Annotated in this window: 27 protein-coding genes; 9 read left to right on the top strand and 18 right to left on the bottom strand. The window is 60.4% G+C overall.

What is annotated here, in order from left to right; all coding sequences use genetic code 11:
- Positions 1 to 10: 10 nt before the first annotated feature.
- The 11 genes from VGV58_RS23805 to VGV58_RS23755 form a co-directional block, all read right to left on the bottom strand.
- Positions 11 to 883 carry an ABC transporter permease gene (locus VGV58_RS23805; protein ID WP_326876530.1) on the bottom strand — a complete coding sequence of 291 codons (873 nt, stop codon included), beginning with the start codon at positions 881 to 883 and terminating at the stop codon, positions 11 to 13.
- The gene (locus VGV58_RS23800) at positions 876 to 1,943 is read right to left on the bottom strand and encodes an ABC transporter ATP-binding protein (RefSeq protein WP_326876529.1); all 1,068 of its coding nucleotides are present in this window, start codon (positions 1,941 to 1,943) and stop codon (positions 876 to 878) included. The genes VGV58_RS23805 and VGV58_RS23800 overlap by 8 nt, the downstream gene beginning before the upstream one ends.
- Positions 1,944 to 1,992: 49 nt before the next feature.
- Entirely contained in the window at positions 1,993 to 3,018 is a 1,026-nt protein-coding gene (locus VGV58_RS23795; protein ID WP_326876528.1) for an ABC transporter substrate-binding protein, read from the bottom strand.
- Between the two features lie 224 nt (positions 3,019 to 3,242).
- Positions 3,243 to 4,166, bottom strand: coding sequence for a LysR substrate-binding domain-containing protein (locus VGV58_RS23790; protein WP_326876527.1), 924 nt, complete (start codon positions 4,164 to 4,166; stop codon positions 3,243 to 3,245).
- A 158-nt stretch (positions 4,167 to 4,324) separates the two neighbouring features.
- Positions 4,325 to 5,362, bottom strand: a complete 1,038-nt coding sequence (locus tag VGV58_RS23785; protein ID WP_326876526.1) for a LysR family transcriptional regulator — start codon at positions 5,360 to 5,362, stop codon at positions 4,325 to 4,327.
- 78 nt (positions 5,363 to 5,440) lie between these two features.
- Complete coding sequence (locus VGV58_RS23780; protein ID WP_326876525.1) at positions 5,441 to 5,884, bottom strand: RidA family protein; 444 nt, start codon at positions 5,882 to 5,884, stop codon at positions 5,441 to 5,443.
- A 112-nt stretch (positions 5,885 to 5,996) separates the two neighbouring features.
- Complete coding sequence (locus VGV58_RS23775) at positions 5,997 to 6,845, bottom strand: transporter substrate-binding domain-containing protein (RefSeq protein WP_326876524.1); 849 nt, start codon at positions 6,843 to 6,845, stop codon at positions 5,997 to 5,999.
- 37 nt (positions 6,846 to 6,882) lie between these two features.
- Positions 6,883 to 7,641 carry an ABC transporter ATP-binding protein gene (locus tag VGV58_RS23770; protein ID WP_326876523.1) on the bottom strand — a complete coding sequence of 253 codons (759 nt, stop codon included), beginning with the start codon at positions 7,639 to 7,641 and terminating at the stop codon, positions 6,883 to 6,885.
- A gap of 22 nt (positions 7,642 to 7,663) precedes the next feature.
- Positions 7,664 to 8,371, bottom strand: a complete 708-nt coding sequence (locus VGV58_RS23765) for an ABC transporter permease (protein WP_326876522.1) — start codon at positions 8,369 to 8,371, stop codon at positions 7,664 to 7,666.
- On the bottom strand, positions 8,371 to 9,081 hold the full coding sequence (locus VGV58_RS23760; protein WP_326876521.1) for an ABC transporter permease: 711 nt from the start codon (positions 9,079 to 9,081) through the stop codon (positions 8,371 to 8,373). The genes VGV58_RS23765 and VGV58_RS23760 overlap by 1 nt, the downstream gene beginning before the upstream one ends.
- Before the next feature lie 240 nt (positions 9,082 to 9,321).
- A complete protein-coding gene (locus tag VGV58_RS23755; RefSeq protein ID WP_326876520.1) occupies positions 9,322 to 10,224 on the bottom strand; it encodes a MurR/RpiR family transcriptional regulator in 903 nt (300 codons plus the stop codon).
- A 208-nt stretch (positions 10,225 to 10,432) separates the two neighbouring features.
- Between VGV58_RS23755 and VGV58_RS23750 the strand changes: the two genes are divergently transcribed.
- Together VGV58_RS23750 and VGV58_RS23745 are read left to right on the top strand one after the other, a co-directional pair.
- Complete coding sequence (locus VGV58_RS23750) at positions 10,433 to 11,650, top strand: M24 family metallopeptidase (RefSeq protein ID WP_326876519.1); 1,218 nt, start codon at positions 10,433 to 10,435, stop codon at positions 11,648 to 11,650.
- An 88-nt stretch (positions 11,651 to 11,738) separates the two neighbouring features.
- Entirely contained in the window at positions 11,739 to 12,677 is a 939-nt protein-coding gene (locus tag VGV58_RS23745) for a cucumopine synthase-related protein (protein WP_326876518.1), read from the top strand.
- A gap of 164 nt (positions 12,678 to 12,841) precedes the next feature.
- On the opposite strand, the gene VGV58_RS23740 is transcribed toward VGV58_RS23745, so the two are convergent.
- The 5 genes from VGV58_RS23740 to groES form a co-directional block, all read right to left on the bottom strand.
- Positions 12,842 to 13,468: a tyrosine-type recombinase/integrase gene (locus tag VGV58_RS23740; protein WP_326876517.1), complete on the bottom strand. Its 627-nt coding sequence runs from the start codon at positions 13,466 to 13,468 to the stop codon at positions 12,842 to 12,844.
- Between the two features lie 119 nt (positions 13,469 to 13,587).
- Positions 13,588 to 15,471: a molecular chaperone HtpG gene (gene htpG, locus VGV58_RS23735; protein ID WP_326876516.1), complete on the bottom strand. Its 1,884-nt coding sequence runs from the start codon at positions 15,469 to 15,471 to the stop codon at positions 13,588 to 13,590.
- A gap of 386 nt (positions 15,472 to 15,857) precedes the next feature.
- Positions 15,858 to 16,073, bottom strand: a complete 216-nt coding sequence (locus tag VGV58_RS23730) for a hypothetical protein (RefSeq protein WP_326876515.1) — start codon at positions 16,071 to 16,073, stop codon at positions 15,858 to 15,860.
- Between the two features lie 72 nt (positions 16,074 to 16,145).
- Positions 16,146 to 17,771 (bottom strand): chaperonin GroEL, encoded by a 1,626-nt coding sequence (groL, locus tag VGV58_RS23725; RefSeq protein WP_326876514.1) that lies wholly within the window; start codon positions 17,769 to 17,771, stop codon positions 16,146 to 16,148.
- Positions 17,772 to 17,827: 56 nt separating this feature from the next.
- Positions 17,828 to 18,142: a co-chaperone GroES gene (gene groES, locus VGV58_RS23720; RefSeq protein ID WP_326876513.1), complete on the bottom strand. Its 315-nt coding sequence runs from the start codon at positions 18,140 to 18,142 to the stop codon at positions 17,828 to 17,830.
- Between the two features lie 261 nt (positions 18,143 to 18,403).
- Between groES and VGV58_RS23715 the strand changes: the two genes are divergently transcribed.
- The 6 genes from VGV58_RS23715 (at position 18,404) to VGV58_RS23690 (ending at position 20,702) form a co-directional block, all read left to right on the top strand.
- Positions 18,404 to 18,673, top strand: coding sequence for an usg protein (locus tag VGV58_RS23715; RefSeq protein WP_414644073.1), 270 nt, complete (start codon positions 18,404 to 18,406; stop codon positions 18,671 to 18,673).
- A 100-nt stretch (positions 18,674 to 18,773) separates the two neighbouring features.
- A complete protein-coding gene (locus VGV58_RS23710) occupies positions 18,774 to 19,124 on the top strand; it encodes a hypothetical protein (protein WP_326876511.1) in 351 nt (116 codons plus the stop codon).
- 14 nt (positions 19,125 to 19,138) lie between these two features.
- On the top strand, positions 19,139 to 19,261 hold the full coding sequence (locus VGV58_RS23705; RefSeq protein ID WP_326876510.1) for a hypothetical protein: 123 nt from the start codon (positions 19,139 to 19,141) through the stop codon (positions 19,259 to 19,261).
- A gap of 262 nt (positions 19,262 to 19,523) precedes the next feature.
- Complete coding sequence (locus VGV58_RS23700) at positions 19,524 to 20,000, top strand: Hsp20 family protein (protein WP_326876509.1); 477 nt, start codon at positions 19,524 to 19,526, stop codon at positions 19,998 to 20,000.
- A gap of 127 nt (positions 20,001 to 20,127) precedes the next feature.
- Positions 20,128 to 20,421, top strand: a complete 294-nt coding sequence (locus tag VGV58_RS23695) for a DUF982 domain-containing protein (RefSeq protein ID WP_326876508.1) — start codon at positions 20,128 to 20,130, stop codon at positions 20,419 to 20,421.
- A 68-nt stretch (positions 20,422 to 20,489) separates the two neighbouring features.
- A complete protein-coding gene (locus tag VGV58_RS23690) occupies positions 20,490 to 20,702 on the top strand; it encodes a hypothetical protein (protein ID WP_326876507.1) in 213 nt (70 codons plus the stop codon).
- A gap of 18 nt (positions 20,703 to 20,720) precedes the next feature.
- Here VGV58_RS23690 and VGV58_RS23685 read toward each other — a convergent pair whose 3' ends face one another.
- A complete protein-coding gene (locus VGV58_RS23685) occupies positions 20,721 to 20,945 on the bottom strand; it encodes a hypothetical protein (protein WP_326876506.1) in 225 nt (74 codons plus the stop codon).
- A gap of 305 nt (positions 20,946 to 21,250) precedes the next feature.
- Between VGV58_RS23685 and VGV58_RS23680 the strand changes: the two genes are divergently transcribed.
- Positions 21,251 to 21,436 carry a DUF3606 domain-containing protein gene (locus VGV58_RS23680; protein ID WP_326876505.1) on the top strand — a complete coding sequence of 62 codons (186 nt, stop codon included), beginning with the start codon at positions 21,251 to 21,253 and terminating at the stop codon, positions 21,434 to 21,436.
- Between the two features lie 95 nt (positions 21,437 to 21,531).
- Here VGV58_RS23680 and VGV58_RS23675 read toward each other — a convergent pair whose 3' ends face one another.
- A complete protein-coding gene (locus VGV58_RS23675; RefSeq protein ID WP_326876504.1) occupies positions 21,532 to 23,286 on the bottom strand; it encodes a DUF6119 family protein in 1,755 nt (584 codons plus the stop codon).
- Positions 23,287 to 23,433: the final 147 nt, after the last annotated feature.

Below are 23,433 nucleotides of genomic sequence, written 5' to 3'. Positions count from 1 at the left end.
TCTCGACCGCTCATGCGAACACCTGCTTGAAACGCCGCTCGACGATACGGTTGCACCCGACGATGATCAGCACGTTGGCGAGCAGCAGAAGCACCGCGATGGCGGCTCCAAGCGGCCAGTTGAGCGAATTGAAAAACTCGTCGTAGAGCGTGGTCGCGACGACCTTCACCCGGCGCCCACCGATGATTGCGGGGGTGGCGTAAGCCGACGCCGCCAATGCGAAGACAATGATGGCTCCGGACAGGATGCCGGGCATCAACTGCGGCAGCATGATGCGGCGGAAGGTCGTGAAAGGGCCGGCCCCGAGCGAGCGAGCCGCGTGCTCGATCTGGCCGTCGAGGCGCTGCATGGCGCTCCACACCGCGATGATCATGAAGGGCAAGAAGACATGCGTCAGGACGATGACGACGCCCGTCATCGAGAACAGCAGCCGGATCGGCTCGTCGACCAGCCCGAGCGATCGCAGCGCCGTGTTCACGAGCCCCTGACTGCCGAGCAGGACCGACCAGCCCAGCGTGCGCACGACAACTGAGATCAGCAGCGGCCCGAGGATGACAACAAAGAAGGTGCCGCGCCAGACCGGCTTCATCTTGGCCAGGATCAAGGTCTCGGGCACGCCGAGAACAATGCAGATCACCGTCACGGCGAGCGCCATTCCGCCCGTCCGGAGGAAAATCTCCTGGTAGTAGCCGTCGAGGAGAATCTCGAGATAGTTGCCCCAGCCCAAAGTTTGCTGGATGCCGCGCATGCCGTCGAAGGCATTGAACGACAGGATCGCCGTCAGGACGAGCGGGACGGCCAGCAGCGCGAGATAAAGCGCAAGCGCCGGCAGCGAGAGGAGCCAAGGCGTGCCGCGGCCGGTGTGAGCGACAGAGCTAGCCATGGGAGCCCTCCGTCGCGATGATGCGCAGGTCGTCGGCGTTCCAGCTCACCCCGACCGGCTCGCCCTCCTCGGGTTGCAATGCACCGATGTTTTGTTGGGTGATCCGAAGCGATCCGAGCTCGGTCTCAATCTCGTAAATCCACGAGCCGCCCAGGAAAAGGCGGGTGCCGACGAGTCCTCGCAAGGTGGCCTCGTCCGGGGAGCCCAGGCGGAGGCGCTCCGGACGGATGAAAACTGCGATCTCAGGACCAATCTGGTCTTTTGCGAGCTTCGTTCGGAATGATACGGGGCCGACCTTGACGGTCGCCTCGTCGCCGGCGCGCTTTTCGACCCGCCCGCTCAGCACATTCGTATGGCCCAGGAACCGTGAAGCGAATTCCGAGGTCGGCCTGTCGTACACCTCCTGCGGTGTGCCGAGCTGCGCAATGCCGCCATTCGTCATGACGGCGATCCGATCGCTCATCGTCATCGCCTCGACCTGATCGTGGGTAACCAGGATCGCGGTGATGCCGAGCCGCCGCTGCAAGGACCGGAGCTCGACATGCATTTCGCCGCGGAGCTTGGCGTCGAGATTTGACATCGGCTCGTCCAGAAGCAGGACGCGCGGCCGGATCGCCAGAGCACGGGCGATCGCGACACGCTGGCGTTGCCCACCGGAGAGTTCGCTGGGATAGCGGCCCTCGAGGCCAGCCAGGCGAACCATCGCCAAAGCTTCTTCGACCCGGCGTTTCAGCTCGCCACGCTCGACCCGGCGCATTTCAAGGCCGAAGCCGATGTTCTGGGCCACGCTCATGTGGGGGAAGAGTGCATAACTCTGGAAGACCACCCCCATGTCACGCTTTTCCGGGGCGATGCTGGTCAGTTCGTGGCCATCGACCACGATGCTCCCCGTCGTCGGCGGGACGAAGCCCGCCACCATCTGCAGGGTCGTCGTCTTACCGCAGCCCGAAGGGCCAAGCAGGGACAGGAACTCGCCTTCTTTGACGTCTAGGTTCATGTCCCGAACGGCGTGGACCGGGCCATAGCTCTTCGACAGGGCACGCAGAGACAAACTGCTCATTTCGAATGGAGCCTTCGCTTCGACAACTGCGGAGATTGGCGCTCGCGCCCTATCTCTCGATCGTGCGGTTCCAGCGATTGGTCCATTCGGCCCGCTTCTTGTTGATCTCGCTCCACTGGACCGAGATCATCCTGCCCACACGCTCGTCGCCGTAGGGAACCTGTTCGGCCAGCTTGTCGTCGAGCTTGGTCTGGCGATTGGTGGGGCCAAAGCCTTCCGTGGCGAGTTTGGCCTGGATCGCAGGCGTGACCAGGTATTGCAGGAAAGCCTGCGACGCCTCAGGAAGACTGTTCTGGACCACGGGGCAAGCGCCGAGCACGAGCGCAGGCGTCCCTTCCTTCGGATACACGAACTCCATCGGGAAGCCGGTATTCTTAAGCGCGATCGCGCGGCTGCTGCCCCAAACGGCCACGTCGACATCGTTGTTCTGGAACATCTCCGCGAGCTTCGCGGGCGAGGAGGACCAGCTCAGAATGTTCGGCGCCAGCGATTTGCGGATGGAGTCGAAGCCGGGCTCGATATTGCTCTCGTCGCCGCCGTTGATGCGAGCGAACATCACGAGCGTATGCACACCGTAGGTGCCGGATAGCGAGGAGGCCGTGACGCGTCCCTCAAGCCTCTTGTCGGTCAGATCCTTCCAGGAGGCGGGCGCCGACCAGCCCTTCTTCTTGTAGTTCGCGGCGTTGTAGGCGATCCCGGTCGCCACCAACCCGATACCGATGCCGTTGCCGCCGAATTGGGCGAAGGGATAGATCTCCTTGTAGATGGGAGCGTCGGTCAGCTTGTCGCAATATCCGAACTGGATGGCCTGATAGAGCGGCCCGTCATCGACAATGGCGATATTGATCTCCTGCTTGCCGGCTTGAGCTTGCAGCTTCGCAACGATCTCGCTGGAAATCCCAGGGACGTAGGTAATCTTTACGTTATGCTTGGCTTCGAATTCAGGAATGATCTGGGTTTGGAAAAGCTTTTGCGTGCTGCCGCCAGGTCCAGCGACGTACATGGTTTGCTGAGCCAGTGCAGGAGGGGCAAAAGCCATAGCTCCGGCCAAAAAAAGATTACGAACGCGATTCATGACCCCTCCGAATATTTTATTTTGAGCTGAGAGATGACGATTTCTCCTCCCGTCATGTTCTCGTGCGCAATCAGGCTATGAACCGCATCTCATTATGGCAAATAGAAATAAGCCGAGGGTCTATGCATTGAGGATATAGCCCTGCCGCACTTTGCCTTGGGCCATTGGAGGCTTTTCCAACCGAAATACAGGAGCGCATCGACGCCCGGTTCGGCGAGATTGCTCTATCTTCCGCCGCGCTTCGGCGCAGCGTTGAGCGCTGCCTTCTCTTCCATCGTCACCGCCTTGAGAACCTCGACGAAGCTAGCGGCCAAACGGCTTTTCGGGCGCCCCTTCGGATAGATCAGCTGGGCTTCGTGTTTGATCGAGGGGCGGAAGGGGCGCATGACGACGCCCAGATGCCGGTAGTCCTGAGCCGCAAGCGGGTTGACGATCGCCACGCCGAGCCCTTGTGCCACCAGCGAGCAGGTGATCGTGCTGAACGGCGTTTCCAGGGTGATGCGCCGATCGATGCCCGCCTTCGTGAACACCTCGTCGACGTCCGAACGGCCGTGGTCGTTCTGCGCGAAGGAGATGTAGGGCTCGTCCGCGAGATCAGCCGGGCGCACCGCCGCTTTACCAGCTAGGCGATGCTCGGCCGGCATCAGGCAGACTCCGTCGACGCAGTAGAGCTGCTCGCTGGAAAAGCCGTAATTCTCATACAGGTGCGAGACGATTCCGACATCGCAGGACATTTCGTCTACCCATTGCGACACCGCTGCCGAGTGCCCCGCATGGATCGAAATGCCGGTTTCCGGATAAATCTCCGCAAAGCGTTTGATCGAGCGAGGGATCAAGCCGTGGGCCAACGTCTGAATCGATCCGATCCGGAGAAGGCCTCCGCTGAACCGACGGATCCGGTTTGCCGCTTCCTCCAATCGCCGAATACCGTGGAAGCTGCGCTGAACCTCGTTGAAAAACGACAAGCCGTCTGTGGTTGGCACCACTTTTCCCGGCATCCGCTCGAACAACTGAAGCCCGGTTTCTTTTTCCAGCTGCGCGATTGAACGGCTGACATTCGGCTGCGACGTGTGAAGGATCCGAGCCGCCGCTGTAGTGGAGCCGGTTATCATGACCGCGCGAAAGGCTTCGACGTGAGAAAACCGCACTCCTTCGCGCCCTCTCTAAAGCACTACAATGAACCTTCATGCATGCTCGTCGCCTGGCAATGCAGGTGCTGGCATCGCGTATTGTACCGTGACGTCTCCCTGCATCGAGCACAATGTTGCCATGACGTTAGGCGCCAACCATTTGATAGGGAGCGAAGCTACATGCGCTCGCTGCAGGATAGCCGCTCGCAGCCGAGCAGCGCCAAGTGCAGACGTTGGCGCTCTGCCAGGAACCGGACCTTCGCTGCTGGGCGTCGACTTTCGACCATCGCAGACGCGGGCACACCGGCAACCTTCCAAAAAAGGAGGCGATAGTTGCCCCGACCAGACGTCAAAAAGTCCGCAAAAACGCTATGTTCAAGAAATGCCCGCAGTTTTGGCTGCTCCCGCGCTTGGCTCGGGAAGTAAATGAAAAACCCTGGTATGATCGGCATGAAGCGTTCCAGGCAGGGCGCCAGCTGTCCTCGAGCGACCTGCGGCGCCACGTTCATTGCGATGTTGTAGACTAAGCCGATGCCCGAGACCGCCGCCGACACGCTTAGGCCGGCCTCGTTGACGATCAACGAGCCGGGCACGGCGACGTCGAACTCGCGCACCTGGCCACCATCCTGCTCCTCGGCAAACTGCCAGCGATAGAGCTGCCCTTGGGACTGCCGGAAGTTGATGCAGTTGTGCTCGGCCAACTGCTCGGGATGGAGGGGAATGCCGCGGTCGGCGAAGTAGGCGGGCGAGCCGGCGACGGTCATCCTCGACGGGTCCGTGAGCCGGACAGCGACCATGTCCTGCGCGATCGTCTCGCCGATGCGAATGCCGGCGTCGTATCCTTCGGCGACTATGTCGATGAAGCTATCCTCGATGGCCAATTCCAGCTCGATGTCCGGATGGGCGGCCGCGAACCCGGCCAGCACCGGTTCCACTGCCAGGCGCGCCACGGACGGCAGGTTCAATCGCAGCAAGCCCCGTGGCCTTTCGCCTACGGTCCTTGCGGCCTCGAACGCCGCCGCGACGTGCGAAACGGACGCCTTGGCATGCTCCAGGAACAGCGCCCCGGCCTCGGTCAGGTTCACCGAGCGTGTGGTTCTTGCCAGCAGCGGCGCACCGACCCGCTCCTCCAGCCGCTTAACGGTCCAACTCACCGCCGCGGGCGTGACCCCAAGCTCCAGCGCGGCCACCGTGAAGCTTCGCTTCTCGGCCACCTTGGTGGCTCACTAGCCCTCGGCAGCTGCGCCCTTAACGGTGACTTCTCGCTCTCGACTCACATCCGCAGATGATGCTCAAGGAGCAGCTTGAACCACCGCCCTGAAAGTGATTTCGATGAGCTGCTCACGGAAGGCCAGCCGCGACACGCCTATTAGATTGCTCGCACAGCGTGGTTTGATAGCGCCGTAGGCTTCCTTTCGCACAGCACCTGCCACCGCGAATGCAGCATCCACATCGAGCACGTAGAGCGTCTCCTCAACTACGTTTTCCAGCGTCGCTCCGAAGCGTGCCAGAATTCGGGCCGCGTTGGCGTAGGTAGCTCGCATCTGCGGTTCCATCATCGAGAAATCGATGGGCAATCCATTTCCATCGAGAGACGCCGGCGCTACGAGATCTCCTTTCTCATCATGGCTAAGCTGGCCAGATACATAGATTGTATCGCCAACCTTGATCGCTTGTGCATACCCATAAACATCTTCCCATGGCACATCGAAATAAGCTGATTGTTTGCTGATCATGGAAAATCACCCGTGTCTTCGATAATTCCGCAGAGCGGGCCGCTTAAGCGCGCCCATTAGTTATCTTCACCGGCCGGCATGTGCCGACCGGTCGTGTGTCGATCAGGCAAGATCAATTGAGAGGCGTTATGTCCATGCCGAATACTGGCAAGGCGAGCTTTTTAATCGTCCCATCGGCCTGAGCCTCAGCAATGGCCTTGTCGAACATCGCTTTCAGATCGGTGTCTTGCTTACGCAGGCCGACGCCGGCGCCCTTTCCGACGACGCCGCCCTGGAAGCACGGTCCGAATGTCTTCATCGTTTCGCGGCCCGGCTTCGCGGCAGCAATGCCCAGTGTGTCCTTTCCGCCTACGACCACGTCGACCCGGCCGGCGACCAAATCAATGTCTCGCGCTTCGGGGGTCTTATACTGGCGCATCAGCGCAATACCTTTGAAGTAGGTCTCGACGAAAGCAACCGATCCGCCAGCAGCAAGGGTGCCGATCGTCATGTCCTTGAACAGAGCCTTGATCGGATCCATCGCGGCCTTCGTCGCCGCCTCGTCATTGAGCGATATGATCTTGTCCTCGTTGCCGAGCTTCTTCGCGATATCGGGATTGGCTGTCGCAAAGGTATAACAAACCGCGGCATACGGGATTGAGAAAGCAATGACCTCCTCCCGCCGCGGCGTTATCGACACGTCGTTGACGATAGCGTCGAACTTCCCTGCATTCAGAGCAGGGATCATGCTGTCGAAGGATTGCGCGGTCAGCGTGCATTTGACTTTCATGCGCGCGCAAATGTCCTTGAACAGATCGATCTCGAAGCCAGCCAAAGTGCCGTCCGGTTTGGTGTAGTTCCACGGAGGAAAGCCACCCTCCGTCACGATGCGGACTTCCTTCCACTTCTGTTCTTGCGCAAAACCACATGGAATGGCGGCGACAAGAAAAGTTCCGGCGACGAGCAGTGTGGCGGTTTTCATTGCATTCCCCTTTCTTGTTTTGCGACCTCGGCCGCGCTCAACGCCCCAAGAACTGTTCAAAATGGGGCGACTGACTCTTGGTGAAGATATCTTCCGGCTTCCCATCCGCTTCGATTGAGCCCTGGTGCAGGAAGACGACCCGGCTCGATACGTCTCTTGCGAAACCCATCTCATGGGTCACAACGAGCATCGTGCGGCCCTCCTCCGCCAGGGATCGAATGACGCGCAGAACGCCGCCGACGAGTTCGGGGTCCAAAGCGGACGTAGGCTCGTCGAACAGCATCAGGCTCGGGCGCATGGCGAGTGCGCGAGCGATGGCTGCCCGCTGCTGCTGGCCTCCGGAGAGGTGGGCGGGGTATTGATCCGCCTTGTCGGCGATCCCGACCCTGTCGAGAAGGACTCGGGCCTCTTCGACGCATTCCGCTTTGTTTCGCTTCAGAACATGGACAGGGGCCTCTATGACGTTCTGCAAGATCGTCATGTGGGGCCAGAGGTTGAAGCTCTGGAACACCATGCCGATGCGCGAGCGCAGCCGATCGATCTGACGTGTATCCAGCCCAGTGGGTCGCCCTTTGCCGTCCGAAGCGATTTTGATCTGCTCCCCGGCCACCGATACGGAGCCCTCGCTTGGGATCTCCAGCATGTTAATGCAGCGCAGCATGGTCGACTTTCCCGAGCCTGAGGAACCCAAGATCGAAACGACCTCTCCCTCGTAGGCCTCGAGATTGATGCCCCGTAGCACTTCGAGCCCGCCGAAGCGCTTACGAAGGTTTTCGAGGCGAACTGCCGTTTTCATGGAGTGTGATCCTAACAGTCCGTTATTGTGCATCGGCTGGGAGAGCTGCTCGCCGCAGATGAGGCGTCAGCCGATACTCCATGAGCCGGACCGACTGCGTGAGCGCCGCGGTCAGTGCGAGATAAATGGCACCAGCGGCGACGAACACGCCGATCGGCCGGTAGCTGCTAGAGGCGATCGACGCAGCGATGCCTGTCACGTCCATCAGTGTCACGAGCGAAGCGAGCGACGTTGCCTTCACCATGGCGATCATCTCGTTGCTGTAGGCCGGCAGCGCCTGCCGGATGGCGAGAGGGAGCACAATCCGCCGCAAGAGCAGAAAGCCGGACATACCGCACGCGCGAGCGGCTTCGATCTCGTTTCGACCAACCGACTGGAGCCCGCCGCGGATCACTTCCGCTGCATAGCCGGAGCTGTTGATCACAAGGGCGATGACAGCGCACCAGTATGGCTCGCGTAGAATCGGCCAGAGGAAACTTGCGCGGATCGAGCTGAACTGGGTGAGTCCGTAGTAGATCAGGAACATCAGCACGAGCAGCGGGATGCTGCGGACGATCTGGACATATAGCCAGGCGGGCCAGATCAGGACCCGATGGCCCGAGAGCCGCATCCCCGCGACTAGAAGCCCGATCAGCAAGCCGCCCAGTATCGCCAGCGCGGCAAGTTGCACTGTCAGCGGCACACCGCCTAGCAAGCTGAGAAACGTCTCGAAGATGAACTGGATTTCCATCAGCGCCTCACGAAGCCACGGGAGTAGCGTCTTTCGGCAGCCTGGATCAGCAGCCCGCTTGAGACTGCCAATGCGATGTAGATCAACGCCGCTGCGAGATAAAAATCGAATGGTAACCGGGTAGAACCAGCCGCGATCTGAGTTTGGCGCATCAACTCGGCGACGCCCGTGGCCGACAGCAGCGAAGACCCCTTCAATAATCCGAGCCAAACGTTCCCGATGCTCGGGAGGGCGTGCCTCAGGGTGAGCGGCGCAATTATTCGACGAAAGCGTAGGAACGTGCTCATCCCGCACGCTTTCGCAGCTTCTATCTCACCTGGCTTGACCGCAAGGAACGCGCCACGGAACACCTCGGTCATCAGGGCGCCGGCAACGATACCGATGGCCAGGACGCCTGCGATGAACCCGGGTAGAGCAAAGAAGCCGTGGTAGCCGAAGAACCCAGCGACGCTTGAGAGCACCGAGCTGCTCCCGAAATAGAGCAGGAATATCACGAGCAGATCGGGCACGCCGCGCAATACGGTGGTGTAAGTCTGTGCGATCGTTCGCGCGATGGGGCCGCCCAGCAGTTTAGCGCGCGCGGCAGCCGCTCCGATTAGCGAGGCCAGGATAAGGCCGCACACGGCAGCGCCGATGCTAACGGCGGCTCCTGCAAGCAGCACGGCGCCCCATCCGTCTGGGCCAAAGCCGAACAGCCCGAGGTTGCTCAAGAATGCGCTCCAGGCGCGCAGCTCAGATAGAGCCGATCCCGTCCCCGGTATGCATTGCTGCGAGCGCCCTTCGTCTCAGAGTGATCCATCGCCTCACCTCCGCGGATCGACAAGGCATAACCGCTCTGAATGATTTATTCAACAATCAGATCATCTGAAAATTCATATTCATATTGGGCCAAGTCTCATCGGACCCGACCAGCGCTCCAGGTTGAGGGCAGCCACGCTGCATGCCACTTCTCAGAGAAAGACCCTGCGCTTTTTGGACGATTCGTGGATCGTCTCGAGGCGGCGCTGCGCTTTTCCGTTCATGCGTGCGCACATCGCATCCAGAAGAACGGCAGCGATTAATTGGAAGGCCGCGTAGGAATCGAATAGCAGGCGGCTGTTGACGCGCGCCTTGAGAAGAAAGTCGGCCAACCCTTCGTCGTTGCTGAAACTGGTATCAGTCACCAGAATAATCCGCATGCCGAGTTCGCGCGCAAATTGGATCGCCTGCACAGTCTCCTTTGGATGAAGCGGCAGCATGAAGAACAGGGCCGTGCGTCCGCCAGCTAGATGACACTGCTGAAGTCGGTCCTGTGTCATCGAGCCGCCATCGGCGATGAGCCGGACATCCGAATGGATCCGGGAGGCATAGAACTCGAACTGCGTCGCGAGCCCAGTGGATATCCTCAAGCCCACGACGGCGAGAGGTTTGGATTCGACCATTGCATCGACGATGCGGTTGATCTCATCGGCGTCGGCGAAGACACGAGCGAGCTCTTCGAGATTGTCGACTTCGGCGAGCACAGCAGTCTGATATCGGTTGCTGTCGGAGCCGACGCCATCTTCGTTCATGGCTACGCCGCCGCGAAGGTGCTTTCGCATCTCCAAATAGCCATCGAAGCCTAGCACCATAGCAAACCGTGTCACCGACGGCTGGCTAACACCCGCCAACTCGGCGAGTTCAGTGCTCGACAGGAATCCGATTTCAGACCCGCGCTCGACGAGACACTGCGCGATGCGGCGCTGCGCAGGCGTCAGGCGCTGGCCGCTTGTCCGCATATCGAGCTCCGCCTGAAGCGCGGACCGGTCGAGCGAACGCGGACCGTCCTCCTTCTGAGGCGGCCGCCGACGGCCTCCTGCGCGGGTGTTCGTCATAGTTGCTCCCTCGATACGCGTCGCGGCCAGCGACCGCCGGACACTAGCATTGCCTTGGATCGGTGCACGCCTCCCGGCTTGCCAGATCCACAGTAGCTCGCTTCGCCGTTCTATTCATCCATTCTCTAACGTGTTGACTCATGAATTATTATATTCAATAACGTCACGCATCGCGCTTTTTCCGCCTTCGACACCTGGGGAGATTCTCGTGGCAGCTGCAGCTTCACCACTGGCGCCGGCGAAACCAACCCCGGCACCGCTCCCGGCTCGGATCGATCGTCTCAAGGCGCTGATGGCGAAGCATGATTGCGATGCGATCATCTCCTTCAAGCCGGAAAACAGCTTCTATCTGACCGGCTTCAATCCGATCATCTACTCTCAACCGGTCATCGCGATCATCACTCCCGACCACGAGCCGATCATGCTCGTGCATGCGCTTCGCGACGAGCATAGCCGCGGCAGTTCCTGGCTGTCGGACATCCGCCTGTTCGGCTACTGGTCCAGCAAGGTCACGCTGGGAGCCAACTGGCTCGATGCGCTGGCTACCGTTTTCGGCGATTTGGGCTGCTCGGCGAAGAGGATCGGCATCGAGGAAAACTTCGTTTCTATCGATCGCATGAAGCAGCTCCGCCAGGCGCTGCCGGGAGCGCAGTTCACCGACGCCGGACGCATTATCGAACGCTGCCGCTTGATCAAGGATTCCGACGAGATCGGCAACGCCCGGATCGCGGCGAAGCTATCCGATATCGGCATGGACGCCGCCTATGAGGCGCTACGCGCGGGCCGGAATGAGCGCGAGATCTGCGTCTCAGCCATGCATGCAATGAACCAGCACTGGTCCGCCAATTACCCAGAGGTCGAAGTGTGCGATTTTGGCTCGCTGGAAGGTGGAGTTCAAAACAACCTGTCCTTCTGGGCTCTGTCCGGCGAGCGCACGTTCTACAATTGCGACAATCCCAGTCAACGCACACCAAAGCGCGGCGATGCCGTCACCCTTCTCAGCTGGACGATTGCAAACGGTATTCATGCCGAGAACGAGCGCACGGTGGCAGTCGGCTCTCTGCCTTCTGCTTACCGCAAGGCAATGGATGACATTCTTGAAATCCGCTCCGAGGTCGACCTGCTGATTAAACCGGGGGTCCCCTTCAGAGACATCTACAACGCGAGCAAAAGCCGGCTCGAGTCACGGGGTTATGGCGCATACCTCCCGGGCCGTATTGGTCACAGCATCGGCCTTGGGGCCCATGAGCAGTTTTCGATCGATGCAAAGTCGGACGAGGTGTTGGAGCCGAATATGCTGATCACGTTCGAGCCTCACATCCAGATCTATGGCGAGGTTCAGACTCAGATTTCGGACACGATCCTGATTACCGCCCAAGGGCGCGAGTACCTGACGCTGTCCCACGCCGGATATCTGGAAGTCTGAGCTCAGTCAGGTTCGCCAGCACCTTTGCAACTGCGTGCTTTCAGCGCGCGGCCCCCTTTGCTCATTGAACGCATAGGAATCGCTCACAATGGATGCGGCAACGCTTCGTTTCGACGTCCCGGAATATGACCTCTCGCTTCGGGCTCGGTTCCTGACCGACCGGAATCCGGCACTGGTCGAAAAGGTGCTCGCAGAACTGCCGCTTCAGACGGTGTTGCATCATGTCCTCTTTTCGGGACGTGCGATCTACATGCCAACGCGGATCATCGACAGCGAACCAGGCAACATGGTCACGCGGCGACTGGGCGACGTCTATCTTTATCAGCCGAGCGCCCAAATCTGCATCACCTATAACGACAAGACCCCCGAGAGCGCGCCGGTCAACAAGTTCGCAGAAATTCACCCGGACGACCTGCCGGCTCTGATCAGGCTCGGTGAGCTTGTCCGTGACCACACGGTGACTAGGGCACAGCGAAAGGTAATCAAGATCGGTATCCGTTCCTCCAGCAGTCCCGTCGAGGTGTCATCTCCGATCGTGCAATTCGGAAAAGATCTGCCGAGTGACCACTGGCGTCATGCGGTCAATCGGATCAACGATGAGGTGGATCGGGTGTGGCTAAACGAGCCGCAAGAAGTCCTCGAGCTCATTCAGGCGGACACGTCCCCTGCCACAATGTTCTTCATGAACAGCTACTTACTTCAGGACGGGCCGAATATTGGATCGAAGCTCCTGACAGTATCGACCGACAGCGATATGACATTGCCGTTTATTGTGCGGCTCACAAAATCTTTTCTAACTGAACCATTCGACCATTTTCTCTTCCTCTCCGACCTCGGCTTTCCAAAAATGAAGGAAATCGGCGAAGCTTATATGAATGCACTTCCGACCTTGCAAAGCCTGGACGAGTATCGACAGCTGACCGCTCCGTTGGTCATCCTGTTGAACCGTATGCAGAAGTGGATGCATCTAATCTACGATCACGGCGGTTTGACTCCCGGCGAAAGGATTCGGCTGAGCTCGCGCTAGAATCAAGCTGCCGACGGGTGTAGCTCTGCGATGCGTCACAAGCAGAAGCGGGCTGTGGCCGGAGAGCTGACATTCATTCTCCAAGCTTCCGTCCGAGCTGATGCAAGTTCGCAGCTGTGGGGCTATTGGTCACGGCGCGGCAGCTGCCCGCCGCGCCGGATAGGTTACAGGTCCGTCTGCTCGGAGATGAGGAGAGCATCATCAACTTCGATGCCGAGGTAGCGCACGGTGCTTTCCAGTTTGGAGTGCCCCAGTAGGAGCTGGCATGCGCGAAGATTGCCGGTACGCTTGTAGATCAGGGCAACTTTCGTCCGCCGCAGACTGTGCGTCCCGTAGAGTGCGGGATCGAGGCCAATCAGAGCGACCCAGCCATCGAGCAGTCGGCCGTACTGCCTGGTTGTCACGTGATCGCGTGGCCGACTGCGGCTCGGAAAGAGCCATTCGCCATTGTCGGCCGGGCGCTTCCTCAGCCAAGCTGTAAGCGCCTCTCGGGTCGTATCCGTCAACTCGAACGGCACCGGTCGACCCGTCTTCTGCTGGATAATCGACGTCCTCAATCTTACGGTTCCGCCGAGCACGACATCGCCCACGCGCAGCCGCACGAGATCGCAGCCGCGCAGCTTGCTGTCGATCGCGAGATTGAACATTGCCAGATCTCGCACACGCCGATCGTGCTGTAGCCGTGTCCGGATCGCCCAGATGTGGCGCGGCTTCAACGGCGGCTTCGGGCCGATGATGCGGCCGGTGTTCCAGGCAGGACGCTGATGGATCGGTTGAGCTTCGACAAGCATTACGCATCCTCCATCGGGATGCCGCATCCGAAGCTACTATAACTCATCCAACCCATCGCTCGGCGCCATGTGCGGACATTCGACCCACGCCTGAAAGCCGACATTGAGGGCTTCGTCGCTCAGTTGTCGCGTAAGCTGCGCGTTACGAGCCGATTCAGCCTCTCCGCGAATGCATTTGCGTCTGCCGGGCGCTCGCCGTCCAAGACGCGGGCGCTGTCCAAGAGAAGGTGTGCGACGTCGCTACGCAGCGCGCCATCCTCGACAGAAGCGAGGGCCGAAACCATCGCATGATGCGGGTTGACCTCGAGGATCGGCTTTGCCGCGCTTTCGACTCGACCTGCCGCGCTGAGCAGGCGTTCGAACTGGCGATCCGGCCCCTGATCCGACGCAACCAAACAGACCGCGCTCTCGGTCAGCCGATCGGAGGATCGGACATCCGCAACCTCATCGGCCAAAATCTCCTTCATCGACGCGAGCAGAGTGGTGATCTTCTCACCCGTTTCAGGAGACGGAGGCGCCGCGCCGTCAAGCAACGGGACGAGGCCGAGATCAGCCGCGCCTTGCGTCACCGACTTGAACGGCTTGCCCTCGAATTCCGGCATGCCCGAAACCCAGAAGCTGTCGACCGGATCGGTCAACAGCAGGACCTCGATGCCACGCGCCCGGAAGCCTTCGAGCTGTGGCGAGTTCGCGATCCGGCCCGCATCGTCGCCAGCGATGTAGAAGATCGCCGTCTGGTTCTCTTTCAGCGCGCCAACATACTCCTTCAGGCTCCGCCAGCCTTCGCCGGAAGCCGTGGTCCGGAAGCGGGAGAGACCGAGAAGCTGGGCGCGACGTTCGAAGTCCTCGTAGAGCCCTTCCTTGATCACCGCGCCGAAATTCTCCCAGACCAGGGAAAAGGTCGCGGCATCCTGCTCTGACAGCTTCGCAAGATCGGAGAGCACCCGGTTGGTGACGCCTTTCTTGATCGCGCCGAGCAGCGGGCTGTCCTGGATCATCTCGCGGGAGACGTTGAGCGGCAGGTCGGCCGTGTCGACGATGCCGCGGACGAAGCGCAAATAACGCGGCATCAACTCGGCTTCGTCGGTGATGAAGACGCGCTTCACATAGAGCTTGATCCGCCCCTTGCGCTCGGCGTCGAAGAGATCGAACGGGCGTGCGCCCGGCACGAAGGCGAGCACGCTATACTCGTGCCGGCCCTCGGCATGGAAATGGATGGTCGCGGCCGGCTCGTCATATTGCCCAGCGACGCTGCGATAGAAATCGACATACTCATCCTTGGAAATCTCGCTCTTCGGCCTAGTCCAGAGCGCGGCGCCGTCGGCAAGCGTCGTTGCCTCCGCTCCGGGCTTCTCGACCAGAGCGATCGGCACCGGGACATGGCCGGATTGCTCCCTGACGATGCGCTCCAGCGTCCAACGCTCGGCATAGGTCTTGGCATCGTCCATCAGATGGAGCGTCACCCGCGTGCCGCGCGCAGGAGCCTCGTTCAAAGCGACCGGCGCCACGGTGAACTCGCCCTTGCCGTTCGAGGACCAGGCCCAGGTCTCGTCGCTGCTGGCGCGGCGGCTGACGACCTCGACCTCGCCAGCGACCATGAAGGCAGAGTAAAAGCCGACGCCGAACTGGCCGATGAGCTGGGCGCCTTCCTTGCCCTCGGCCGTAGCGACACGTTCCATGAAGCTGCGAGTGCCGGAACGGGCGATCGTGCCGAGCGCTTCGATCATCTCGTCGCGGCTCATGCCGATGCCGTTGTCAATGATGACGAGCTTGCCGGCCTCGGTATCGGCGGCGATCGTAATGGCGAGCTTCGGCTCGTCGCCGAGCAGTTCCGGCTTGGCAATTGCCTCGTAGCGCAACTTCTCGCAGGCATCTGCGGCGTTGGAGATCAGCTCGCGCAGGAACACGTCTCGATCCGAATAGACCGAGTGCACCATCATGTGCAGCAGGCGGGAGACGTCGGCTTCGAAGCTGCGATGTTCGGCGGTAGCGGTCGTTGTCATTCGGAATTCTCAATTGGATGAGGCAGAAAGGCGGTATCTCGCGGCGGGTGTCGAGCATCGGCGGATGCCGATCATCTACTCTCCGCCACTCGCCCGTTGGATAGTGTCCTGATCAAAGCGAGTATGGCATTCAACCGCGCAGTCGCGAACTCGCCCGCGTCGGGTAATTGGGCCTCGATATGAGCGGCGACGGTCTGCCACGTTGCCGATCCATCCCGTGTCATGACGGCCAAGAGATTATCCTTGAGCCCGTATGTTGCGCTCTCGGCGCTCGTAATCATGGCTTTGAAGCGGTCGGAAGGGGAGATTTGCTGGGGTTCCTGCGGGCCATCGGTCATGTTGGATGCCAAACGCGATTGAGACGAATGTAGGGGCTTTCCGAGGCTCTAGGCCTTCTCGCGAAACCGATCGATCGCTCGCTGTGCGAGGTCGTCCTCGTCAAGAGCCAGAAGAACCAGCGAAGCAACGACGTAGGCGAGATTCGTCCGCTCCCGCTCGCCGCAACCAGAAGGAAGCGATGGCTGGAGTTCCGCCCAAGCCTTTTCAAGAGCGGCCTCGGCGCGGGCCAATTCGATAGGATCGGTCAGCGATGAAAAGGGCACGGCTTCCCTCGGGAGGCCTAGGCGATTGCGGCGTTGGGAAGGGCGCCGCGCAAGCGGCGGCGCCCTCGATTCTCAATAGTCCATGCCACCGGCGGGCATGGCTGGCGGCGGGTCCTTCTTCGGGAGCTCGGCGACCATCGCCTCGGTGGTGATCAGCAGGCCCGCGACCGAAGCGGCATCCTGGAGCGCCGTGCGCACGACCTTGGTCGGGTCGATGATACCGGCCTTGACCAAATCGCCATATTCGCCGGTCTGGGCATCGTAACCCCAGGCATAGTCGGACGACTCCAGCAGCTTTCCGACCACGACCGCGCCGTCGCCGCCGGCATTCTCGACGATCTGGCGGGCCGGCGCCGTGATCGCCTTGCGGACGATCTCGACCCCGGTCTTCTGGTCGTCATTGGCCGGCTTCAGGCCTTCCAGCGCCGTGACTGCGCGCAGCAGGGCGACGCCGCCGCCCGGCAGGATGCCTTCCTCCACCGCGGCGCGGGTGGCGTTCAGGGCATCGTCGACGCGGTCCTTCTTCTCCTTGACCTCGACCTCGGTCGCGCCGCCGACGCGGATGACGGCGACGCCGCCGGCGAGCTTGGCCAGGCGCTCCTGCAGCTTCTCGCGGTCGTAGTCCGAGGTGGTCTCCTCGATCTGCGCCTTGATCTGCGCGACGCGGCCCTCGATATTGGTCTTGGAGCCGGCGCCGTCCACGATCGTGGTCGCCTCCTTCTCGATGCGCACCTTCTTGGCCCGGCCAAGCATTTCGAGCGTGACGTTCTCCAGCTTGATGCCGAGATCCTCGCTCACGGCGGTGCCGCCGGTCAGGATGGCGATATCCTCGAGCATGGCCTTGCGGCGGTCGCCAAAGCCGGGAGCCTTGACCGCAGCGATCTTGAGCCCGCCGCGCAGCTTGTTGACGACGAGGGTGGCGAGAGCCTCGCCCTCGACGTCCTCGGCCACGATCAGCAGCGGCTTGCCGGTCTGCACCACCGCTTCCAACAGCGGCAGCATCGTCTGGAGCCCCGAGAGCTTCTTCTCGTGGATCAGGATGTAGGGGTCTTCCAGCTCCGCGACCATTTTCTCGGTGTTGGTGACGAAATAGGGCGAGAGGTAGCCGCGGTCGAATTGCATGCCCTCGACCACGTCGAGCTCGGTCTCGGCAGTCTTGGCTTCCTCGACCGTGATGACACCCTCCTTACCGACCTTCTGCATCGCCTCAGCGATCATCGCACCGATGGTGCGGTCGCCATTGGCGGAGATGGTGCCGACCTGGGCGACCTCCTCCGAGCCGGTGATCGTCTTGGAATGCTCGCCGAGCGACTTCGTCACCGCCTCGACGGCAAGGTCGATGCCGCGCTTCAGGTCCATCGGGTTGATGCCGGCAGCAACGGCCTTGGCGCCTTCCCTCACAATGGCCTGAGCCAGCACGGTCGCGGTGGTGGTGCCGTCACCGGCGGCGTCGTTCTGCTTCGAGGCGACTTCGCGCACCATCTGGGCGCCCATGTTCTCGAACTTGTCGGAAAGCTCGATCTCCTTGGCGACGGTGACGCCGTCCTTGGTGATGCGGGGAGCACCGAACGACTTCTCGATCACGACGTTGCGGCCCTTCGGTCCCAGCGTGACCTTCACCGCATTGGCCAGCGTATCGACGCCGCGCAGCATCCGCTCGCGGGCGTCCTGCGAAAACTTCACGTCCTTCGCAGCCATGATTCCTCACTCCTTCAGACTTGAGGTTTCAGGTTGATGATGTGGATGAGGCCCCGTCAGGCGGCCTGCTTGAGGGTCGCGGTCGCCTCGACGACGCCCATGATGTCGGACTCCTTCATGATCAGGAGATCCTGGCCGTCGATCTTGACCTCGGTGCCGCTCCACTTGCCGAAGAGCACGCGGTCGCCGACCTTGAGGTCGAGCGGCACGAGCTTGCCGGTCTCGTCGCGCGCGCCGGCGCCGACGGCGACGACCTCCCCTTCCTGGGGCTTCTCCTTGGCGGTGTCGGGAATGATGATCCCGCCCCTGGTCTTTTCCTCGGCGTCGATGCGCTTCACGACGACGCGGTCATGCAGTGGCCGAAACTTCATGAGTTCCTCCAGTTTCCATGTCGGTCACATGTCAAAGCGGGCCGGCCCTATGCGGGTCTCGCGGCGAGGTTCCGCGCGCCCCTGAGGCGCCGTGCCCGCGCAAAGATCTAGGTTGCCCCATTTTTGCCTTCAAGAGGCTGGCAGCACTTTTTTCGCATGAGTGCTAACGCCTTGAATTCGTACAGCTAAGAGGAACTTTTCGGCTTGCCGGCGCATTGGATTTGCGCTGCCATGCGCAGAGCAACCATGGAGCTGAAAGGAATGGCGTCCACCGACTTCGCCCGCCAGATCGCGGGCTATGGCCTGACCACCGCCGGCATCCTCTATCGCCTGCCGGATCACCCTTCGATCCTGCAGGAATTCATCTGGCAGGACTACGACCTTGCCCCACGCTTTCCGCAGCTCAACAAGTTCCTCGCCTTCTGGCAGGCCAAGCTCGACGGCAAGCTGTTCCGCATCACCGTCGCTCACAAGGACCTGATCGGCCCCGCCGACCTCAGCGCAGTCAGTGGCGAGTTCCGGCTGCAGTAAGGAGGCGCCGCTCGAACCTCTTGAAGCTTTCCCTGCGGGACCCAAATTCATCTCGCGCGCCTCGCGCAGCAACTGAAAGGAGCTTTTTGGAGGACAATCGATGAGCCAGCCATTGACCGCGATCGTGCCGCCGGCTCGTCCGGACACGGACGACGCAGCGCTTGCCCGGCTTTTGCACCCAAGTCGGTTCTATGAGCGCCCGTATGATGTCCTGCTCGACGATACGCTTCCGAACTCGGAAAAGCGGGCGATCCTGTCGTCCTGGGCATCCGATGCCTGCGCCGTGGACTCATGTCCCGCGCTGCGACACCCACCCTTCGCAGCCCACCCGATCGGCTTCGACGAAGTGATGGACGCACTCACATCGCTCGATCACGGCGAGAGTGGCAGGCAGCTCGGCGCTGGCAGGACGAGCAGACAGACGGCGCCCGGCGACCTCCTCTCCCTGTGAGCGTGGAGATTCAGATGTCCGCTGTCGAATTCATCCGAAGCAGGCGGCCTTTTGACAAGGCCAGCCTGGCTCGGTTCACGGCACTGGCGATGCTCGCCGGAGCGAGCGGATTCATCCTCGCGATCATTCTGACATGATCCGAGCCCCGCCGAGCTTTCGGCGGGGCAGTGCCGGCTGCAAGGTTTCTTCAGCTCATTCGGAGAACTCTCGTGCGACGCCGTTGTCCGAGCCATCGAACGGTGCCTACAAAAAATGTCGCCGACCCTCTTGAACACCGGTTGATCTGATCCAAATCGACAATTGCCGATCGCCTCTTATGGGATCGGCCGGTCAAGCCGGCGTCGGTAAGACTTCGGAATGGCCGACTTGTACCCATATTGCTCAATGGAGGATGTGGCTATGAGAACCGTCTTCGATTTTTCTCCTCTGTATCGGTCAAGTATCGGCTTCGATCGTATATTCGGTACGCTCGAAGCTGCGAGCCGGCTGGACCCGGCGGGTAACTGGCCGCCCTACGACATCGTCAAGACCGGGGACGACGACTACCGTATCGCAATGGCAGTGGCCGGCTTCTCGCAGGACGAACTCACGATCACGCATGAGCCGAACCTGCTGATGGTGTCCGGACAGAAGGCCGGCCAAGACAATGGCCAATACCTGCACCACGGCATCGCCGAGCGCGCCTTCCAGCGCCGCTTCGAGCTCGCGGACCACGTCAAGGTCGTGGCCGCCAACCTCGAGAACGGTTTGCTGACGATCGATCTGAAGCGCCAGCTGCCGGAGGAGATGAAGCCGCGCCGGATCGAGATCGCCACCGGTACCGCACTGCCGAAAGCCGATCGGCCGCAGATCGGCTCGGAGAAGCGCGCAGCCTGAGCAGAGGCTGCCTGAAGGCTGATGTCAGGCGCCGGGCGAGGAACCCGGCGCCTGGATGCATCGCACTTTTGAACGCAAGGAGGACTGCTATGAGCGTTCGAGATGTAATTACCTGGGGCTGCGACCGATGAATACCGAACACTTTGAACGCCCGGTCGTCATACTCGTCGGGTTAGGTCATCCCGCGGCGATTTCGTCAGTCATGGAAGCCTACATGTTCCTGGTCGACTGGCCGCCCAGCAAGCGCGACCCAGCCCACAACTTCGCGATGAAATCCTGTCTGGCCGCTATGCGCGGCGAAGTGGAAGCGGAGACCGTTCGCGGCATCTTCGCGACGCTGGCCGAGAAATACGGCATTCTGGCGCCGGACGTCGCGGCCTTTGCCGCGGCCTACCGGGAAGGCCCGCAAGGCCGCGCCTGAAGAAATGCCCGGCGTCCCATGGGCGCCGGGCGCGGTGCTAACCTCAATGACGGCCCTCGGAGGCGGCCATGCCACGGAAGCCGGCCCTGCTACTTCACGTCACCGACGTAAAATGCATCACGATCAGCGACGACCCTTTGGAGGGCGCAATCCTGAGGTTCGGCATGCATGACGATCCAAACGATCTGGAACTGCATTTGCCCGCGTTGGCCGTCGCTCGATTGCAGGTGCTGCTTTTAGAGGCTGATGCCGAGCAGGCCAAGTTGAAGGCCCCGCAATAGCCTTGTCCATCGAGCAGATCATCGCCGGCCGGTCGCGTCGTCGCGCTCTTCATCCCAAGCGCAAATATCAGCTATCACCCAATGCAACTCTTCTGCCTGCGGCGTTTCCTCGGCAAAGTTGCAAAGCTCCGCGACTCTCTGGTTCGCCGCCTCGTACTGTTCCAACGAGGTGATGGAGTTTGTCATCGCCGCGGTTGCTGGCGAATCCCGTTTCAGCCGATAGGCATTGACGGCATCGATCAAGCCAACCCGCTTTGCCTCCTCGTCTGAACCTTCCGGCGCAACGGCAAGGTCGGCTATGCGCCGATTGTGTTGAAGAAGTCGGCGCCGCGGATGTGCAGAGATACTGCTTCAAAACTGATAGCTAATCCGACTGCCGAGCGCCAGCAACGGAAGTTGATGGACGGCCTCCAAGCAGAAATTCAAATAATCTGCAATCTTCGACGATGTCGCGCCGCAAATGCTGCACCAAGCGCTCTTGTGAGCAGAACTGTTACGTGCATGAGTAAGGCGAAGTCGGGCGCGCGATTCCCAAACGGAGATACGCAATGGCGGACGATAAAGCTAAGCGAGGCGGCACTGATCGGCGACAAGTGGCTGCTGGGCAAGGTTATGAAGTTAACTACTTTGCGCGGAAGCATGGCATTAGCAGGGACCAGGCCGAGAATCTGATAAAACGCGTCGGTAACGATCGCGAAAAACTCAATGCAGCGGCAGAAAAACTGAAAAAGTAATTGAGTTCGGCGAATTCAGCCTAGCCCACGACCGATTTAGAATAAATTTCAGTATACCGTGATGCCGTCGAGGGTCGAGTTAAAGCCCTGGTTGTTCATGCTGCCATTTTAAGCGGTTTCGTGCTCTTAAAGTTGACCATTTTCACAGGAACGAACCGCAGGACTATTTTCTGGAATTTACATACATTACGGAGCCGATCATGCATGAGTTTGAGCCCAAATTGAGCGATAAGGGGCAATTCAGTTCGCGTCGGCACCGTTTTTAGCTTTTCGTCGTACAGGAGCCAAAGACAGACGCAGTAGTCCTGTCCCTTAACCTGGCGCGGCTCGGCTGCGATCACATTGAGATAAGCCTGCATGGTGGGGCAACCGGAGGACTGAATATGGGCACGGATGTCGGACAGGAAGGTCGCGTCGCTTAGAAAAGCCTCGCAATATAGTTGGGCTTGCGCGAAGAGATAGTTCAGGGCCGACGAGCCCTTGAGCGGCTTGCAGTGGATGATACGAACTACTCCAGCGCTCGTGATATCGAGAATATCGCAGAACTCTTTATCCTTTCGACCGCGGCCGATCTGTAGCTTAGATCTGTCGAATAGCACGCTTTCTGCACGCCGACGGCACGCCTCGACATTGAAGAGCTCTTCCTTGTTCTTGCCGGCCGCAATGTCGGCGATATCGATGCCCTTATAGAGGTCTTCGCAGGCCTCTTCTACGACCTCGGTGCGGACGAAGTCCGTCACAGTCCTATAGAAGTCCGGGTCAACCTTTTGCCACCGTCCCGCGCTCAGAAGGAAATGGTCGGCGCTGAGCTTCTGCTCGATGAGCAGACAATCGTACACCGACCACCACTTGTCCTCGCGAATGCGGCTGTCGGCGTGGGAGTAGGCGAAAATCCGCTTCGACTGCAGGCGCGTGAGAGTGATACTTTCGAGTTTAAGCTCAGCGTTCAGTTGCGCAACGTCCAAGTACCCATAGACGTTGTTCTCTCGCTTCTCACTGGCCGAGTATGCGAAACTGAATTCATCATCCTGAAGAATTTCGGGCACCCAGAGTTGGATGCCGTCGAGCGCGCCTGACCTGAGCGTCTCGATGAGCATATCGTCGAGCTTTTCTGTTTCCTCGTTCGTGGCTGGTGTGAAATTCCGGTAGTTGGGAAACAGGTCCACGAAGTCGCGGCTGTCATAAGCAACGAGGAAGCTGCGAAGGCGGCCGATCAGCGTCGGCCACGTGAGCTTCTTATCACCCAAAGCCTTGATTGTCAGACTATCGCGCCCCTGCAACGTGACGTTCTCCTCGCCCTTCAGGTGCGCGGAGATAGCTCTCAAGTCCTCCGCTTCGCTGAGGCCAAGAACGAACGGGTCGGAGGGCATCGCAACCTGGCGGTCGATGTGGGTAGGTGTAATAGAATTGTTTTGGGTACGAGTCTGACGGACCCGCTCATTGCCACACAGGTTCATGGCGGTTCGGATGCCGAAATCGAGCTCCAGAACCTTCCGCGTGAGGCAGGCGCCGGCGCTGCGTCCGAATGCTGCGGCGAAAAGCCGGCCGTCTACCGAGATTAGCAAAATACCGTTTGGATTGCGGCTACTGCCAGCAAACGAGAGCGCCTGACCCGCATCCAGCCGTTCATTGACGAACTCCAGCCACGGAGGCGTGGCCTTTGCAGTCGTGCTTTCAAAATAAAAGAACCGGCACGAACCGCCGTCTACATCAAACGTCCGGAGTTGGAAGTTTGGTTTTCGCGCAATGCCGCCATCAAGGTTGATGACATCGTCGAAGCTGGTTCCTACCTTGGTTAGGTAGATCGACAGCTGCGAGAGCTGTGCTGATTCGAGCGAATCTTGCGACACTGTATTCCCCCTGCCGAACATAACGGAAAGCGGGAAAACAGGAAAGTTGGCAACCCATGCGCGACTGCATCGCGCCGAAACGGTCGATCGCCAAGGCTCAGGGGGGTGATTTGCCTCATTTCTCCCGATCTAGTGCGCGCCAGCAGC

The sequence above is a fragment of the Allobosea sp. genome (genome assembly GCF_035944895.1).
Lineage (GTDB): Bacteria > Pseudomonadota > Alphaproteobacteria > Rhizobiales > Beijerinckiaceae > Allobosea.
This window is presented reverse-complemented; position numbering and strand designations above follow the sequence as displayed.